Genomic DNA, 13,589 nt, shown 5'->3' with positions numbered 1-13,589 from the left:
GGAGTGCTGTTATGAGCATAACTGAAACCTCATTCGCGTCGGCGACGCAGCAGCAATCCAATCTCCTGCTGGACGTGAAAGATCTGCGTGTAACCTTCCAGACCCCGGATGGCGATGTCACAGCGGTGAATGACCTGAACTTCTCGCTGCGTGCCGGTGAAACGCTGGGTATCGTAGGTGAATCGGGTTCCGGTAAATCCCAGACTGCATTTGCGCTGATGGGTTTGCTGGCGGCGAACGGACGCATTGGCGGCTCGGCGACGTTCAACGGCAAAGAGATCCTTAATCTGCCGGAGCAGGCACTGAACAAACTGCGCGCCGAGCAGATTTCGATGATATTCCAGGATCCAATGACCTCGCTTAACCCATATATGCGCGTGGGTGAGCAATTGATGGAAGTCCTGATGTTGCACAAAGGCATGAACAAAGCGGAAGCATTTGAAGAATCCGTTAAAATGCTGGATGCAGTAAAAATGCCGGAAGCGCGCAAACGCATGCGCATGTATCCGCACGAGTTTTCCGGTGGTATGCGCCAGCGTGTCATGATTGCAATGGCGTTAATGTGCCGGCCAAAACTGCTGATTGCCGATGAACCGACCACCGCGCTGGACGTGACCGTACAGGCGCAGATCATGACCCTGTTGAACGAGCTGAAACGCGAATTCAACACCGCAATCATTATGATCACCCATGACCTCGGCGTTGTCGCCGGCATCTGTGACAAAGTGCTGGTCATGTACGCTGGTCGTACCATGGAGTATGGCAAAGCGCGCGATGTGTTCTACCAGCCATCGCATCCGTACTCTATCGGCCTGCTGAATGCGGTACCACGCCTCGATACTGAAGGCGAAGCGTTGTTGACCATTCCGGGCAACCCGCCGAACCTGCTGCGCCTGCCAAAAGGCTGCCCGTTCCAGCCGCGCTGCCCGCACGCGATGGAAATTTGTAACAGTGCTCCACCGCTGGAGGAGTTTGCCCCGGGCCGTTTGCGCGCCTGCTTTAAATCGGTGGAGGAACTGGTATGAATACCGCGATTGATGAGAGAAAAGTGCTGCTGGAAATCGCCGATTTAAAGGTGCATTTCGACATTAAAGATGGCAAACAGTGGTTCTGGCAACCGCCGAAAACCCTGAAAGCAGTTGATGGCGTCACGCTGCGTCTGTACGAAGGGGAAACTCTCGGCGTGGTGGGTGAATCCGGTTGCGGTAAGTCGACTTTTGCCCGCGCCATCATTGGCCTGGTGAAAGCCACCGACGGAAAAGTGGCCTGGTTGGGTAAAGATCTGCTGGGCATGAAGCAGGAAGAGTGGCGCGATGTACGCAGCGATATCCAGATGATTTTTCAGGATCCGCTGGCATCACTGAACCCACGTATGACCATCGGTGAAATCATCGCCGAACCGCTGCGCACCTATCATCCGAAAATGTCGCGTCAGGAAGTGCGCGATCGCGTTAAAACGATGATGATGAAAGTGGGGCTGCTGCCGAACCTGATTAACCGCTATCCGCACGAGTTCTCCGGTGGTCAGTGTCAGCGTATCGGCATTGCCCGCGCGCTGATCCTCGAACCGAAACTGATCATTTGTGATGAACCGGTTTCCGCGCTGGATGTATCAATCCAGGCGCAGGTCGTTAACCTGCTGCAAAAACTGCAACGTGAAATGGGGCTGTCGCTGATCTTTATCGCTCACGACCTGGCGGTAGTGAAGCATATCTCCGACCGTGTGCTGGTGATGTACCTCGGTCATGCTGTCGAGCTTGGCACTTATGACGAGGTGTATCAGAACCCGCTGCACCCGTATACCAAAGCGCTGATGTCGGCGGTGCCGGTTCCGGATCCGGATCGGGAAAAGAACAAGACAATACAGTTGCTGGAAGGGGATTTGCCGTCACCAATCAACCCGCCGTCGGGCTGCGTGTTCCGTACTCGCTGCCCGATTGCCGGGCCTGAGTGCGCGCAGACACGTCCAGTGCTGGAGGGCAGCTTCCGTCATGCCGTCTCCTGCCTGAAAGTCGACCCGCTATAATCCACGCATAAAAAAGGGCTGACAGTTGTCAGCCCTTTTTCTTTTCTCTTTTTCCGCGCTTATTCGCGCCAGAGAATATGGCAAAGTTTGTGATCTTTTTCGCGGCACAGTAATACGCGCGCAAAGATATCATTGAGTTCGCCACCATCGGTATCCGCAAGGCCAATGACCACCTCGGCGAAGAAGTCCGGGTTTAAATCGTAATCCACATGTTCCTGCCAGTCTTCGCCCGGATCAAACAACTCAGCACCGCCACGCTCTTCAAACTGTAAGTTGAAAAGAATGATGTCCGCCGGGTCGAGATTATCCGCTGCCAGTTCGAGGAAGATGTCGTAAGCCTGCTCAAGGGTTTCGTCTTCGGTCAGGCGATTATTCAGATCCATTTCCATGATTACCTCTTCACGTCTGTTGGGCACGTTTTACAGCAACGGACTGAAGAAGTAAAACAGTCGTTCAGCAATGCGGTGCCAGAACGGCCGTTTTACCCACAAACGCGCGTCAAGTAAGCGGGAGCGGGAGATGTAATCATCCTGGACGGCCGCCAGATCGCCACCGAAACCGGCATCGTCAATCACCAGCGTGATTTCGAAATTGAGCCACAGGCTACGCATATCCAGATTTACGGTACCAATGAGGCTCAGTTCGCCATCCACTAACACGCTTTTGGTGTGCAGCAAACCGCCTTCGAACTGATAAATCTTTACGCCTGCGGCCAGCAACTCGCCAAAAAATGCCCGACTGGCCCAGCCAACCAGCAGCGAGTCATTTTTACGCGGCAAAATGATACTCACGTCCACGCCGCGCTGCGCCGCCGTACAAATCGCATGCAGCAGGTCGTCGCTGGGCACGAAATAGGGCGTGGTCATAATTAAATATTCGCGTGATGCGTAGACGGCAGTCAGCAACGCCTGGTGGATCAGATCTTCCGGAAACCCAGGTCCGGAGGCAATGGTGTGAATGGTGTGCCCGCTGGCTTCCTCAAAAGGCATGATATTGGCGTCAGGCGGCGGGGGAAGAATGCGTTTTCCGGTTTCAATTTCCCAGTCGCAAGAGTAAACAATCCCCATTGCCGTAGCGATCGGACCTTCCATACGCGCCATCAAATCGACCCATTGACCGACGCCAGCATCTTGCTTAAAGAAGCGCGGATCGACCAGATTCATGCTGCCGGTGTAGGCGATGTAATTGTCTATCAACACGATTTTTCGATGCTGGCGTAAATCCATGCGGCGTAGAAAAACACGCATTAAATTCACCTTCAGCGCCTCGACCACTTCAATGCCGGCGTTTCGCATCATGGTTACCCACGGGCTGCGAAAAAACGCCACGCTGCCCGCGGAATCCAGCAACAAGCGACAGTGCACGCCACGGCGCGCTGCTGCCATTAACGATTCGGCCACCTGATCCGCCATTCCACCGGGTTGCCAGATGTAAAACACCATCTCGATATTGTGCCGGGCGAGCTGAATATCACGGATCAATGCCTGCATAACATCATCAGTCGAGGTGAGTAACTGCAACTGGTTGCCCTTAACCCCGGCGATCCCCTGGCGTCGCTCGCAAAGCTTGAAAAGAGATGACGCCACGCCGCTGTTTTCGGTCGCAAAAATGTGCTTGAAATTTTTTAGATCATTCAGCCACTTGGCGGTAGAAGGCCACATAGCGCGAGCGCGCTCGGCGCGACGTTTTCCGAGGTGCAGTTCGCCAAGGGAAAGATAGGCGATGATCCCAACCAGCGGCAGGATATAAATAATCAATAACCACGCCATCGCGGAAGTGACCGCGCGGCGTTTCATCAATATGCGCAGTGTTACACCAGCAATCAGTAGCCAGTAACCTAAGACAATCAGCCAACTCATTACCGTGTAAAAAGCGGACATAGATAAAAATCCTTTTAAAAAACCGTATTTCATGAGTGTACGCATCCGCATTCATCTGGCAAATAAAAACGCCGAAAAGCGCTGGCCTGGCGAAGTTGACGGACTATAATGGCGTTTCTGTTAAGTTTTGAGTTGTAAAAATGAAGCGTAGTCGAACGGAAGTGGGGCGCTGGCGTATGCTGCGGCAGATGAGCCGCCGTAAAGCGCGCTGGCTGGAAGCGCAGTCACGTCGCAATATGCGCATCCACGCCATCAGGAAATGTGGCGTAAACCGTCATCGTAATGTGCTGTTATTCGCTATTTACGATCTTTAATATCCGGGCACCGAACAGGTGCCCGCGATCGTTTCTGGGCTTAATGCTAAAGAGGAAGTTGCCGTATGTCGGTAATGGATAGTCTGTTGGCTTTTACCTTCGCCGCCACGCTTTTGACATTAACACCGGGGCTGGATACGGCGCTGATACTACGCACCGCGACCGTTGAGGGGCGCAAAGAGGCTTTTAAAGCGCAGATGGGGATCAACACCGGTTGTCTTATCTGGGGCGCAATGGTGGCGTTTGGCCTGGGCGCGCTGATTGCGGTATCTGAGCTGGCGTACAATATCCTGAAATATTGCGGCGCTGCCTATTTATGCTGGTTGGGTCTGAATATGCTGCTGCGCCCACGCAGATCGTTTGCTGCGGTGGACGCAAGCGAAACGAAATCGCAAAACTGGTTTATCAAAGGGATGTTCGGCAATGTGCTCAACCCCAAAGTGGGCATTTTTTATGTCTCATTTTTGCCACAGTTTATCCCGCAGGGGCAACCGTTGATCGCGTGGACTTTTGGCCTGGTTTTTATTCATCTTTTACTGGGCACCTGCTGGTCGACGCTGCTGATTTCTGCCACGCGCCCACTGGCGTCATTCCTGCGTAAAGAAAAAGTCATACGCTGGATGGATCGCTGCACTGGGATGGTCTTTTTGCTGTTTGCCACCCGTCTGGCGCTCAGTAAACGTTAATATTGTCCGGTAACCCATATGAATAAAGAAGCCTTTATCTTTCTCGGTATTGCTATTGTGATGGAAGTGATTGCCACCACGGCGCTGAAATCTTCCGACAGCTTTACCCGTTTGTTACCCGGCTTTATCAGTATCGCCGGGTATTGCATTGCATTCTGGTGCCTGACAATTACTATGCGCACTCTTCCGACCGGGGTGATTTATGCCATCTGGTCAGGTGCCGGTATTGTGCTGATAGGTCTTGCTGGCTGGCTTGTACACGGGCAAAAACTGGATATGCCGGCAATTATGGGGATGGGGTTAATTATCGCCGGGGTGGTGATTATTAATCTTTTTTCCAAAAGCGTTGGGCATTAAATAATAAACCGCCAGACTTCAGCGATCTGCCTGTTAAAAAATCTCTTCTGCAACAGGCGAGCATATATATCGGTGTCGGGCGAGTTCGTGAATACGCCGCGATTTGCGCAGGCGCTGAACTCACCAGCCGGATGTGAAGTGCCGCCAGGTTCTGAAGAAGCCTTTAAAGTAAAAGACCCGCCGTGGCGGGTCTTTTCTTTTTAGAATACTTTTTTGAACGGTTTCACCGTCACGTTCTGATAAACCCCGGCAGCAACGTAGGGATCGGCTTCTGCCCAGGACTTCGCCGCTTCCAGCGATTCAAACTCAGCAATCACCGTCGAGCCAGTGAAACCCGCCGCTCCCGGATCGTTGCTGTCGACGGCCGGCATTGGGCCCGCTGTCAGCAGGCGTCCTTCATCGTGCAGCAGTTGCAGTCTCGCCAGATGGGCAGGGCGCACGGACAAACGTTTTTCGAGCGAGTCAGCAATATCTTCAGCAAAAATAACGTACAGCACGGGCAGAACTCCTCACAGATAAGAAAGCCATACCGTATGTGAAAGGTGGAACGACTGCAATGTAAAGATGGTAATGGCGGTAACATCCTCGCAAAGTATGCGGCTTTTTTGCCCATTTACCTGACTAAATTGCCCGCGCATGCGATGGCTTGTTGAATATGATTGCTATTTGCATTTAAAATCTAGCTCTGGATTTTTAACTGACACGATTATGACTTCAATGACCCTCGATTTACCTCGCCGCTTTCCCTGGCCGACGCTGTTGTCTGTTGGTATTCACGGCGCCGTCGTGGCGGGTCTGCTCTATACATCGGTACATCAGGTTGTTGAACTGCCCGCACCTGCGCAGCCCATTACGGTCACTATGGTGGCGCCTGCCGATCTGGAACCGCCTCAGGTTGCTCAACCGCCAGAACCGGTGGTCGAGCCGGAACCCGAGCCAGAACCGGTTCCTGAGCCACCGAAAGAAGCGCCAGTGGTGATTGAAAAGCCCAAACCGCAGCCCAAACCGAAACCAAAGCCGAAACCGGAGAAAAAGGTCGAGCAGCCGAAGCGCGAAACGAAACCGGTAACGCCGCAACCGGCCTCGCCGTTCCAGAATAACGCGCCCGCGCGCCCGGTCGCGAATCCGACACCGTCGGCGGCAACCCAGCCAGCGCCGGCTGTTCCTGCTGGCCCGCGCGCGTTGAGCCGCAATCAGCCGCAGTATCCGGCCCGCGCGCAAGCGCTGCGTATTGAAGGTCGGGTAAAAGTGAAGTTTGACGTCACTTCAGATGGCCGTGTTGAGAATGTCGAAGTGCTGTCAGCGCAACCGGCGAATATGTTTGAACGTGAAGTAAAAGCGGCAATGCGCAAGTGGCGTTATGAGGCCGGAAAACCGGGTTCGGGATTAATTGTGAATATTGTGTTCCGCCTGAACGGCGGTGCCTCAATGGAATAAAAAAAGCCTCCGTAAGGAGGCTTTTTTCTTCAGGCCTGCGGTAGCGGGCGTGGTTTACCTTCATTATCCACTGCGACGTAAATAAACAGCGCTTCCGTCGCTTTATAACGCTGACCAATTGGCTCGGACGAGACCTTCTTCACCCACACTTCAATATTAATCGTCACTGACGTGTTGCCCCGTTTAACGCAGCGTGCGTAGCAGCACACCACGTCGCCCACTGCGACCGGGCGAAGAAACGTCATGCCGTCAACGCGCACCGTCACCACGCGACCATGCGCAATTTCCTTGGCTTGTATTGCTCCGCCAATATCCATTTGTGACATTAACCAGCCGCCGAAGATATCGCCGTTGGCATTGGTGTCTGCTGGCATTGCTAATGTGCGTAAAACAAGATCTCCCTGGGGAGTGTCCTGAAGGGTTGCCATTGTTATCTCTTCTGCTATGAGGGATTTATGGCGGGATGCTACTACGAATACGGGGCGTTCGGAAAGAAAAAAGCCAGGCGCGGTGGCCTGGCTTTCCGTCTCAGGATTTGTCGTCCTGCGCGGGCATGTGGCGGTAGATGTAAACGCCGCTTAGCACGGTGAAGAGAAGCGTCAGAGCGGTTAAGCCAAACACTTTGAAATTCACCCAGATATTCTGCGGCAGCCAGAAGGCAATGTAGATATTTGCCAGACCACACAGAATAAAAAACAGCGCCCAGGCGATGTTCAGCTTGCCCCAAACGGCCTCCGGCAGCGCGATCTCTTTGCCGAGCATGCGCTGGATCAGCGGCTTTTTCATTACCCACTGACTGAAGAGCAGCGCTGCAGCGAACAGGGCATAAATCACCGTCACCTTCCATTTGATAAATTCATCGTTATGGAAGAAAAGGGTCAGGCCGCCGAATACCGCGACCAGCACAAAAGTAATCAGCGCCATCTTTTCCACTTTGCGATAGCGCACCCAGCTGTAAATCAGCACGATAGCGGTCGCGATAATCAGCGCTGTGGTCGCCGCATAGATATCGTACAGTTTGTAAAAGGCGAAAAAGACCACCAACGGCAGAAAATCAAGAAACTGCTTCATTCTACGATTCCATCATAAGGGGTTGCCCGCAGACGCAGGCAACCGGAAAAATCACGAACGCATCAACATATAGAGGCGGAACAGATAAACCAGCAGCGCCGCTGAAATCAGGTTGCTCAGCGTATTGGCAATCACTTCGCCGCCTTCTACAGTGAACACCGCAAAGTTATGTGCGAACAGCAGCAGGAGTGTTTTCGCCAGCAACCATCCTATTACCGCCGGAGCGACAAGACGCATATTCGCCCAGGCAAGGCGCATGCTGTTACGCATGGCAGCGAAAATCCCTGTTTTATCCTGCACCACTATCACCGGGGCGAACGCGAGCAGGATCGCCAGAATGACGCCTGGGACAATCACAAACATGATGCCAATTTGCACGATAAACGTGGTCAGCAGGATCAGTAAAAATAGCTTCGGCAACAGTGGCGCACTGGCACCAATCGCCCGCAAGGCGCTGATGCGCTGACCCGCCGAAATCATCTGGATCATCAGCAGCACACCACCGACGAGAATGGCGTTGCCCACAAGTCCGGAAAATGTCGACGCCGCAGAGGCGCGCAGCAGCACTTGTTGCTGCTCCGGCGTCATATTCTGCACCAGTTCAAACAACCCGACGCTGCCTGCGAGATTATCCCCTTCACTTAAAATGGAGAGTTGCTCATCACTGGGCTTAAAGGCGCTCCCCAGCAAGAACGTGATAAATGCACAAAGCAACGCGATCAGTAAAATGGTAACGAACTGATTACGAAAAAAATTCCCCGTGTCACGGTAAACGGACTTCGCCGTGATAGACATGCACTCTCCTTGAGTATAGCGGTGTTAAATTGCGGGCAATTGTACCCCGAATACACTCTCAGTGGCAGCATCGCTGCTTGTATGGAAAAGCATATCTTTGTAAAGAGGCGCTAAACCGTAGCGCGCTCGCGCCCGATCGCAGGCTTCATTGACCTTTCCCTCTTCGCCGGACATAGCAAATTCCCGGCAGGGCGACGGTCTGTTCGCATAAATACTGCAACTAGCCGACTCGCCGGGCGTGCCTTGCAGCGCCGTGCAACGGCTCTGCTTTTGATTGGTTCCGCTCATGCAGCGCAGAAAGGGGGTTAGCGGCTCGGTGAGTTGAGCCGGGACAGGGCCGCCAGCGTCATCCGCTTCTGCCCAGTAGAAAGAGACTCGAAAATACGCACAACAGGCTCCGCACGACATGCACGGATTGATATCACTCATAGCGCACCTGCATTTAACGACGCATCAACATAAATTGTCAGGCCAATAAATTATCGCTGCCGCAGAACGCGCACAAGATGGGCGAACAGGTATTTTTTAACCACCTCACAAAGCGAAAATTGATTTAAATACAAAAGTTAATGAGTGTAACGAGTAGTGAAAATTAACCCAGATCAATGAATGTTAAATTACGGGGTCAAGTGTGATCTGTGTTGGATCACTTTGTACTCAGTTATAGGTATATTCACGGCGCGATAAAAACCTTAAACATGGAGTGGATATGAAGAAGTTAGCCGTGGCAGCATTGATCCTGAGTAGTCTTTCTACAGGTGTATACGCGCATGAAGCTGGCGAGTTTTTCATTCGAGCCGGTTCCGCGACGGTACGTCCGACGGAAGGTTCAGATAACGTTTTAGGCGCTCTGGGCAGTTTTAATGTCAGCAACAACACCCAACTGGGTGTGACGATGAGCTGGATGGCGACCGACAATATCGGCGTTGAATTACTGGCCGCGACGCCATTTCGCCACCGCGTTGGCACCGGTCCAACCGGCGACATCGCCACTGTGCACCACCTGCCGCCGACATTAATGGCGCAGTGGTATTTCGGTGATTCACAGAGCAAATTGCGCCCATACCTTGGGGCAGGCGTAAACTACACCACTTTCTTTGATGAGAAATTTAACGATACCGGGAAAGAGGCCGGGCTGTCGGATTTGAGCCTGAAAGACTCCTGGGGCGTGGCGGGGCAAGCTGGTCTGGATTACTTAATCGACCGCAACTGGCTGATTAACATGTCCGTCTGGTGGATGGATATCGATACGGATGTGCGTTTTAAAGCGAATGGTCAGCAACAAAGCGTACATACTCGCCTGGATCCGTGGGTGTTTATGTTCTCTGCCGGTTATCGTTTTTAAGCGCATTGTGGAAACTGGTTTCGCGATAACCAGTTTCCACGCATTTCTGCACCACATCACCATGCGGGCATCTTTCAGCTTATAAAACACCATCGCGCTGCGCACATCAGACACAGAGACACCGTAAGCAGCGGTTCAACTCTCATTTGTTCAGACACGATGTTGCGCAACCGAAGGCGAAATGACGTATTACGAATGCCAACATCTGACTTTCTTTCACGTAGCTATTGGCGCATTCACAACAAGCCCGCGGACACATTCAGCGCCATAAACGAACGCCCCGAAACGCGCTACTCGCAATAGCGGCAGGTCATATACGCACCCGCGACGCAGAGCGTTAGCGGCACAAAAAAGCTGAAATCCATGCCGGTGAATTCCATCAGCAGCACAATGGCAGTGAGCGGCATTTGCATCGACGAGGCGAGAAAAGCCGCGCCGCCGGTCAGTGCGAATTCCGCCATATTGCCCTCGGGAAAAAATTGCCCAACCAGCAGGAACATCAGTGCACCCAGCAGGGCACCGATCGCCAGCCCTGGCGTGAGCAGACCTCCTTCGGCTCCGCTGCGCAGCACCATCCAGATACTCAGCACTTTCAAGCCAATCAACATTGCCGTCAGCGGCAGCGTAACGCCTCCGCCAAAACTGAGCTGTACCGGACCGCGCCCGTTGCCTGGTAATTGCGGAAACCAGATTGCGAGCAAGCCGAGACAGGCAAAAGCGATAAAGCAGAAGACCGGCATTTGCCAGTTGGTTTTCACCTGCGCCCGTGCATTTTTGGTCATCCGCCGGAACAGACTGGCAGCATAGCCGAACAACGGGCCGGACAAGGTTGCCCAGATAATCAAAGAGAGGGGCGCTGTGGGAGCGGTAAAGAGATACTGCCGTTCGTTGCCCAGCACCAGCGATGCCACGAACGCGGCGAGGGCGGAGGTGACAATGGCGGCAATAACCGCATCCCAACTGATTGTGACCAGCAGTACCTCAAGGGTAAAAATCGCGCCCGCCAGCGGAACGTTATACACCGCCGCCAGCCCGGCACCTGCGCCGCAGGCGATCACCAGCCGGGTTTCTTGTGCATTTAACCCGATATGCCGTGCGATCCCACCGCCAAACAGGGCACCGACTTCACGCGGTGCGCTTTCACGCCCGAGCGGCGAGCCCATTGCCACGGTGACAACTTGCAAGAGCGTATGAGTTATGGTGGCGAAAGCAGGCATCGGGCGCTGAGCATCTTTTAGCGCAGCGCCAACACTGACGCGTTTTTTTGCATAGCGTGCCAGGAGCCACCAGCCCCAGCCAGCCACTATACCCGCAGCAGCAAGTGAAGCAAAACGGCGCAGGGCGCTGGCATCCGTTACGCCCTGCAGGAACGGTGCGCCGCCAATCAGCGATTGCTGGCTATAACCAAAAGCGAGGTGCTGGATGGCATGCAGAAGAAGGGCAATCAACATGCCAGCCGCACCGGAAAGTAGCCCGGTCAGCAGCAGGGCCAGCCAGCGACGTTGCCAGCAGGAATCAGGGAACTCACGCATGGTGTATTTATCGGTCTCATAATTTTTAGGATTATTATTCCACAGAAAATATGAACCTTTTAACAATGCGTCAGGAAAAATATGCGGATAAACAGGGAAGTACACCGCCTGAATCAACAGGCGGTGCGGGAGGTTAACGCGGTAAAGTAGCGCCTTTCAGGCTCTGCACAAAGGCTTTCAGTTCAGCCAGCATAGCCGTTGGGTTGGCGAGGTTTTTCTCAATGATTTTCACGATCGCGGAACCGGAAATCGCCCCGGCGGCACCTGCTTCTACGGCAGCGCTAACCTGATCCGGTGCGGAAATACCGAAACCCTGCAGCGCAGGCGCAGCGTGATACTCGGTAAGTTTTTCCACCAGATGGTGCAGTGGCAACGCCGCACGGTTTTCCGCGCCAGTTACCCCGGCGCGCGAAAGCAGATAGGTGTAACCCCGGCCATAAGAGGCAATCTGGCGCAGCAGATCGTCGTCCGCGTTTGGCGGGCAGATAAAGATGGGCGCGATATTATGGCGCAAGGCCGCCTGGCGGAACGGCGCGGACTCTTCAATCGGCACATCCGCGACCAGCACGGAATCGACGCCGACTTTTGCACACTGGGCATAGAATTCGTCAATTCCCCGGCTGAACACCAGGTTAGCGTACATCAGCAAGCCAATGGGGATCGTTGGGTGCTTCTGACGAATGGCCGCCAGCATTTCGAAACATTGTGACGGTGTCACGCCTGCGGCAAAGGCGCGCAGCGTGGCGTTTTGAATGGTCGGACCGTCTGCCAGCGGGTCGGAAAACGGGATCCCCAGCTCAAGTGCATCCGCACCCGCCTCAATCAGCGTATCGATGATTTTTAGCGACTGTTCCGGGGACGGATCGCCCAGCGTGACGAAGGGAACGAATGCACCTTCTTTGCGCGCGCTCAGCTGTATAAATACATTGTCATAGCGTTCCATCAGATTTCCCCTCGCGCTTTCAGGATGTCATGTACGGTAAAAATGTCTTTGTCACCGCGCCCGGAAAGGTTAACCACCAGCAACTGCTCTTTGTCCGGGTTCTCGCGCATCATTTTTAACGCATGGGCGAGGGCGTGCGAGGATTCCAGCGCCGGAATGATGCCTTCATGGCGGCACAGAGTTTTGAACGCGTCCAGCGCTTCATCATCGGTGATGGAAACATAGTCGGCACGCCCCGTACTGTTGAGGTACGCATGTTGCGGCCCGACAGACGGGAAATCGAGACCCGCAGAGATAGAGTAAGACTCTTCAATCTGGCCTTCATCTGTCTGCATCATTGGCGATTTCATACCAAAATAGATGCCTACGCGCCCATGTTTCAGCGGCGCGCCATGCTCGCCGGTTTCAATCCCGTGACCCGCCGGTTCGACACCTATCAGGCCGACAGAAGTTTCGTCGATAAAGTCGGCAAACATACCGATCGCATTCGAACCTCCGCCCACACAGGCGATAACTGCATCCGGCAGACGCCCCTCTTTTTCGAGGATCTGCGCTTTGGTCTCTTCGCCGATCATGCGCTGGAATTCGCGCACAATGGTCGGGAACGGGTGCGGACCCGCCGCAGTGCCCAGCATATAGTGCGCGGTTTCATAGCTACCAGACCAGTCGCGCAGCGCCTCGTTACAGGCATCTTTCAGCGTGGCGGAACCGCTATGTACCGGGATCACTTCCGCGCCCATTAAGCGCATGCGGAACACGTTTGGCGACTGGCGTTCCACGTCTTTTGCGCCCATATAGATGCGACATTTCAGGCCCAGCAGGGCGCTCGCCAGCGCTGAGGCCACGCCATGCTGACCGGCCCCCGTTTCGGCGATAATTTCGGTTTTACCCATGCGTTTCGCCAGCAACGCCTGACCCAGCACCTGGTTGGTTTTGTGCGCGCCGCCATGCAGCAAATCTTCACGCTTGAGGTAAAGCGTGGTGCGCGTACCGGCGGTAATATTCTGGCATCTGGTCAGTGCGGTCGGACGTCCGGCGTAGTTTTTCAGCAGGTCGTTAAATTGTTGCTGAAACTCGGCATCGCTCTGCGCGCTGACAAAGGCTTCTTCAAGCTGGCGCAGTGCCGGCATCAGTATTTGCGGAACGAACATTCCGCCAAACTCGCCAAAATAGGGATTCAGTAGTGTCGTCATTATCTTCTTT

17 protein-coding genes are annotated in these 13,589 nt (G+C 53.9%); 7 read left to right on the top strand and 10 right to left on the bottom strand.

Annotated features, from left to right (window positions below):
• The first annotated feature begins 11 nt into the window (after window positions 1-11).
• Together ACFX4U_RS03405 and oppF are read left to right on the top strand one after the other, a co-directional pair.
• Window positions 12-1,025 carry an ABC transporter ATP-binding protein gene (locus ACFX4U_RS03405; protein WP_017457168.1) on the top strand — a complete coding sequence of 338 codons (1,014 nt, stop codon included), beginning with the start codon at window positions 12-14 and terminating at the stop codon, window positions 1,023-1,025.
• Window positions 1,022-2,026, top strand: coding sequence for a murein tripeptide/oligopeptide ABC transporter ATP binding protein OppF (gene oppF / locus ACFX4U_RS03400; protein WP_313507569.1), 1,005 nt, complete (start codon window positions 1,022-1,024; stop codon window positions 2,024-2,026). The genes ACFX4U_RS03405 and oppF overlap by 4 nt, the downstream gene beginning before the upstream one ends.
• Before the next feature lie 59 nt (window positions 2,027-2,085).
• Here oppF and ACFX4U_RS03395 read toward each other — a convergent pair whose 3' ends face one another.
• Window positions 2,086-2,415, bottom strand: a complete 330-nt coding sequence (locus ACFX4U_RS03395) for an HI1450 family dsDNA-mimic protein (RefSeq protein WP_305735915.1) — start codon at window positions 2,413-2,415, stop codon at window positions 2,086-2,088.
• Between the two features lie 30 nt (window positions 2,416-2,445).
• The gene (gene cls, locus ACFX4U_RS03390) at window positions 2,446-3,906 is read right to left on the bottom strand and encodes a cardiolipin synthase (RefSeq protein WP_313507570.1); all 1,461 of its coding nucleotides are present in this window, start codon (window positions 3,904-3,906) and stop codon (window positions 2,446-2,448) included.
• Between the two features lie 140 nt (window positions 3,907-4,046).
• Here cls and ACFX4U_RS03385 point away from each other — a divergent pair, with 140 nt between their 5' ends.
• The 3 genes from ACFX4U_RS03385 (at window position 4,047) to ACFX4U_RS03375 (ending at window position 5,263) form a co-directional block, all read left to right on the top strand.
• Window positions 4,047-4,220: a YciY family protein gene (locus ACFX4U_RS03385; protein ID WP_017457170.1), complete on the top strand. Its 174-nt coding sequence runs from the start codon at window positions 4,047-4,049 to the stop codon at window positions 4,218-4,220.
• Between the two features lie 65 nt (window positions 4,221-4,285).
• Window positions 4,286-4,906: a LysE family translocator gene (locus ACFX4U_RS03380; RefSeq protein WP_305735917.1), complete on the top strand. Its 621-nt coding sequence runs from the start codon at window positions 4,286-4,288 to the stop codon at window positions 4,904-4,906.
• A gap of 18 nt (window positions 4,907-4,924) precedes the next feature.
• Window positions 4,925-5,263, top strand: coding sequence for an SMR family transporter (locus ACFX4U_RS03375; protein ID WP_017457172.1), 339 nt, complete (start codon window positions 4,925-4,927; stop codon window positions 5,261-5,263).
• A 200-nt stretch (window positions 5,264-5,463) separates the two neighbouring features.
• On the opposite strand, the gene ACFX4U_RS03370 is transcribed toward ACFX4U_RS03375, so the two are convergent.
• Window positions 5,464-5,760: a YciI family protein gene (locus ACFX4U_RS03370; protein ID WP_016495849.1), complete on the bottom strand. Its 297-nt coding sequence runs from the start codon at window positions 5,758-5,760 to the stop codon at window positions 5,464-5,466.
• 220 nt (window positions 5,761-5,980) lie between these two features.
• Here ACFX4U_RS03370 and tonB point away from each other — a divergent pair, with 220 nt between their 5' ends.
• Window positions 5,981-6,700, top strand: coding sequence for a TonB system transport protein TonB (tonB, locus tag ACFX4U_RS03365; RefSeq protein WP_200551071.1), 720 nt, complete (start codon window positions 5,981-5,983; stop codon window positions 6,698-6,700).
• Between the two features lie 29 nt (window positions 6,701-6,729).
• On the opposite strand, the gene yciA is transcribed toward tonB, so the two are convergent.
• The 4 genes from yciA to ACFX4U_RS03345 form a co-directional block, all read right to left on the bottom strand.
• Window positions 6,730-7,128: an acyl-CoA thioester hydrolase YciA gene (yciA, locus tag ACFX4U_RS03360; RefSeq protein WP_305735918.1), complete on the bottom strand. Its 399-nt coding sequence runs from the start codon at window positions 7,126-7,128 to the stop codon at window positions 6,730-6,732.
• Between the two features lie 100 nt (window positions 7,129-7,228).
• The gene (locus ACFX4U_RS03355) at window positions 7,229-7,771 is read right to left on the bottom strand and encodes a septation protein A (protein WP_016495852.1); all 543 of its coding nucleotides are present in this window, start codon (window positions 7,769-7,771) and stop codon (window positions 7,229-7,231) included.
• A 51-nt stretch (window positions 7,772-7,822) separates the two neighbouring features.
• Window positions 7,823-8,566 (bottom strand): YciC family protein, encoded by a 744-nt coding sequence (locus ACFX4U_RS03350; protein ID WP_305735919.1) that lies wholly within the window; start codon window positions 8,564-8,566, stop codon window positions 7,823-7,825.
• A 24-nt stretch (window positions 8,567-8,590) separates the two neighbouring features.
• Window positions 8,591-8,995 (bottom strand): YkgJ family cysteine cluster protein, encoded by a 405-nt coding sequence (locus ACFX4U_RS03345; protein WP_200550830.1) that lies wholly within the window; start codon window positions 8,993-8,995, stop codon window positions 8,591-8,593.
• Window positions 8,996-9,275: 280 nt separating this feature from the next.
• Here ACFX4U_RS03345 and ompW point away from each other — a divergent pair, with 280 nt between their 5' ends.
• Window positions 9,276-9,911: an outer membrane protein OmpW gene (ompW, locus tag ACFX4U_RS03340; RefSeq protein WP_313507571.1), complete on the top strand. Its 636-nt coding sequence runs from the start codon at window positions 9,276-9,278 to the stop codon at window positions 9,909-9,911.
• A 290-nt stretch (window positions 9,912-10,201) separates the two neighbouring features.
• On the opposite strand, the gene ACFX4U_RS03335 is transcribed toward ompW, so the two are convergent.
• From ACFX4U_RS03335 to trpB, 3 genes are all read right to left on the bottom strand, one after another.
• Entirely contained in the window at window positions 10,202-11,443 is a 1,242-nt protein-coding gene (locus ACFX4U_RS03335) for a chloride channel protein (RefSeq protein WP_313507573.1), read from the bottom strand.
• Between the two features lie 133 nt (window positions 11,444-11,576).
• Window positions 11,577-12,386: a tryptophan synthase subunit alpha gene (gene trpA / locus ACFX4U_RS03330; RefSeq protein ID WP_380218716.1), complete on the bottom strand. Its 810-nt coding sequence runs from the start codon at window positions 12,384-12,386 to the stop codon at window positions 11,577-11,579.
• A complete protein-coding gene (trpB, locus tag ACFX4U_RS03325; protein ID WP_313507575.1) occupies window positions 12,386-13,579 on the bottom strand; it encodes a tryptophan synthase subunit beta in 1,194 nt (397 codons plus the stop codon). The genes trpA and trpB overlap by 1 nt, the downstream gene beginning before the upstream one ends.
• Window positions 13,580-13,589 lie beyond the last annotated feature (10 nt).

Source organism: Kosakonia sp. YIM B13588 (genome assembly GCF_042788165.1).
Lineage (GTDB): Bacteria > Pseudomonadota > Gammaproteobacteria > Enterobacterales > Enterobacteriaceae > Kosakonia > Kosakonia sacchari.
Note: the sequence above shows the minus strand (reverse complement) of the source record. Positions and strands in the feature narration are given on the sequence as shown.

Excerpts from the sequence above, each read along its gene's own strand:
- ACFX4U_RS03405 (WP_017457168.1), top strand. The coding sequence starts at position 12 with ATGAGCATAACTGAAACCTCATTCGCGTCGGCGACGCAGCAGCAATCC.
- oppF (WP_313507569.1), top strand. The coding sequence starts at position 1,022 with ATGAATACCGCGATTGATGAGAGAAAAGTGCTGCTGGAAATCGCCGAT.
- ACFX4U_RS03395 (WP_305735915.1), bottom strand. The coding sequence starts at position 2,415 with ATGGAAATGGATCTGAATAATCGCCTGACCGAAGACGAAACCCTTGAG.
- cls (WP_313507570.1), bottom strand. The coding sequence starts at position 3,906 with ATGTCCGCTTTTTACACGGTAATGAGTTGGCTGATTGTCTTAGGTTAC.
- ACFX4U_RS03385 (WP_017457170.1), top strand. The coding sequence starts at position 4,047 with ATGAAGCGTAGTCGAACGGAAGTGGGGCGCTGGCGTATGCTGCGGCAG.
- ACFX4U_RS03380 (WP_305735917.1), top strand. The coding sequence starts at position 4,286 with ATGTCGGTAATGGATAGTCTGTTGGCTTTTACCTTCGCCGCCACGCTT.
- ACFX4U_RS03375 (WP_017457172.1), top strand. The coding sequence starts at position 4,925 with ATGAATAAAGAAGCCTTTATCTTTCTCGGTATTGCTATTGTGATGGAA.
- tonB (WP_200551071.1), top strand. The coding sequence starts at position 5,981 with ATGACCCTCGATTTACCTCGCCGCTTTCCCTGGCCGACGCTGTTGTCT.
- yciA (WP_305735918.1), bottom strand. The coding sequence starts at position 7,128 with ATGGCAACCCTTCAGGACACTCCCCAGGGAGATCTTGTTTTACGCACA.
- ACFX4U_RS03355 (WP_016495852.1), bottom strand. The coding sequence starts at position 7,771 with ATGAAGCAGTTTCTTGATTTTCTGCCGTTGGTGGTCTTTTTCGCCTTT.
- ACFX4U_RS03350 (WP_305735919.1), bottom strand. The coding sequence starts at position 8,566 with ATGTCTATCACGGCGAAGTCCGTTTACCGTGACACGGGGAATTTTTTT.
- ACFX4U_RS03345 (WP_200550830.1), bottom strand. The coding sequence starts at position 8,995 with ATGAGTGATATCAATCCGTGCATGTCGTGCGGAGCCTGTTGTGCGTAT.
- ompW (WP_313507571.1), top strand. The coding sequence starts at position 9,276 with ATGAAGAAGTTAGCCGTGGCAGCATTGATCCTGAGTAGTCTTTCTACA.
- ACFX4U_RS03335 (WP_313507573.1), bottom strand. The coding sequence starts at position 11,443 with ATGCGTGAGTTCCCTGATTCCTGCTGGCAACGTCGCTGGCTGGCCCTG.
- trpA (WP_380218716.1), bottom strand. The coding sequence starts at position 12,386 with ATGGAACGCTATGACAATGTATTTATACAGCTGAGCGCGCGCAAAGAA.
- trpB (WP_313507575.1), bottom strand. The coding sequence starts at position 13,579 with ATGACGACACTACTGAATCCCTATTTTGGCGAGTTTGGCGGAATGTTC.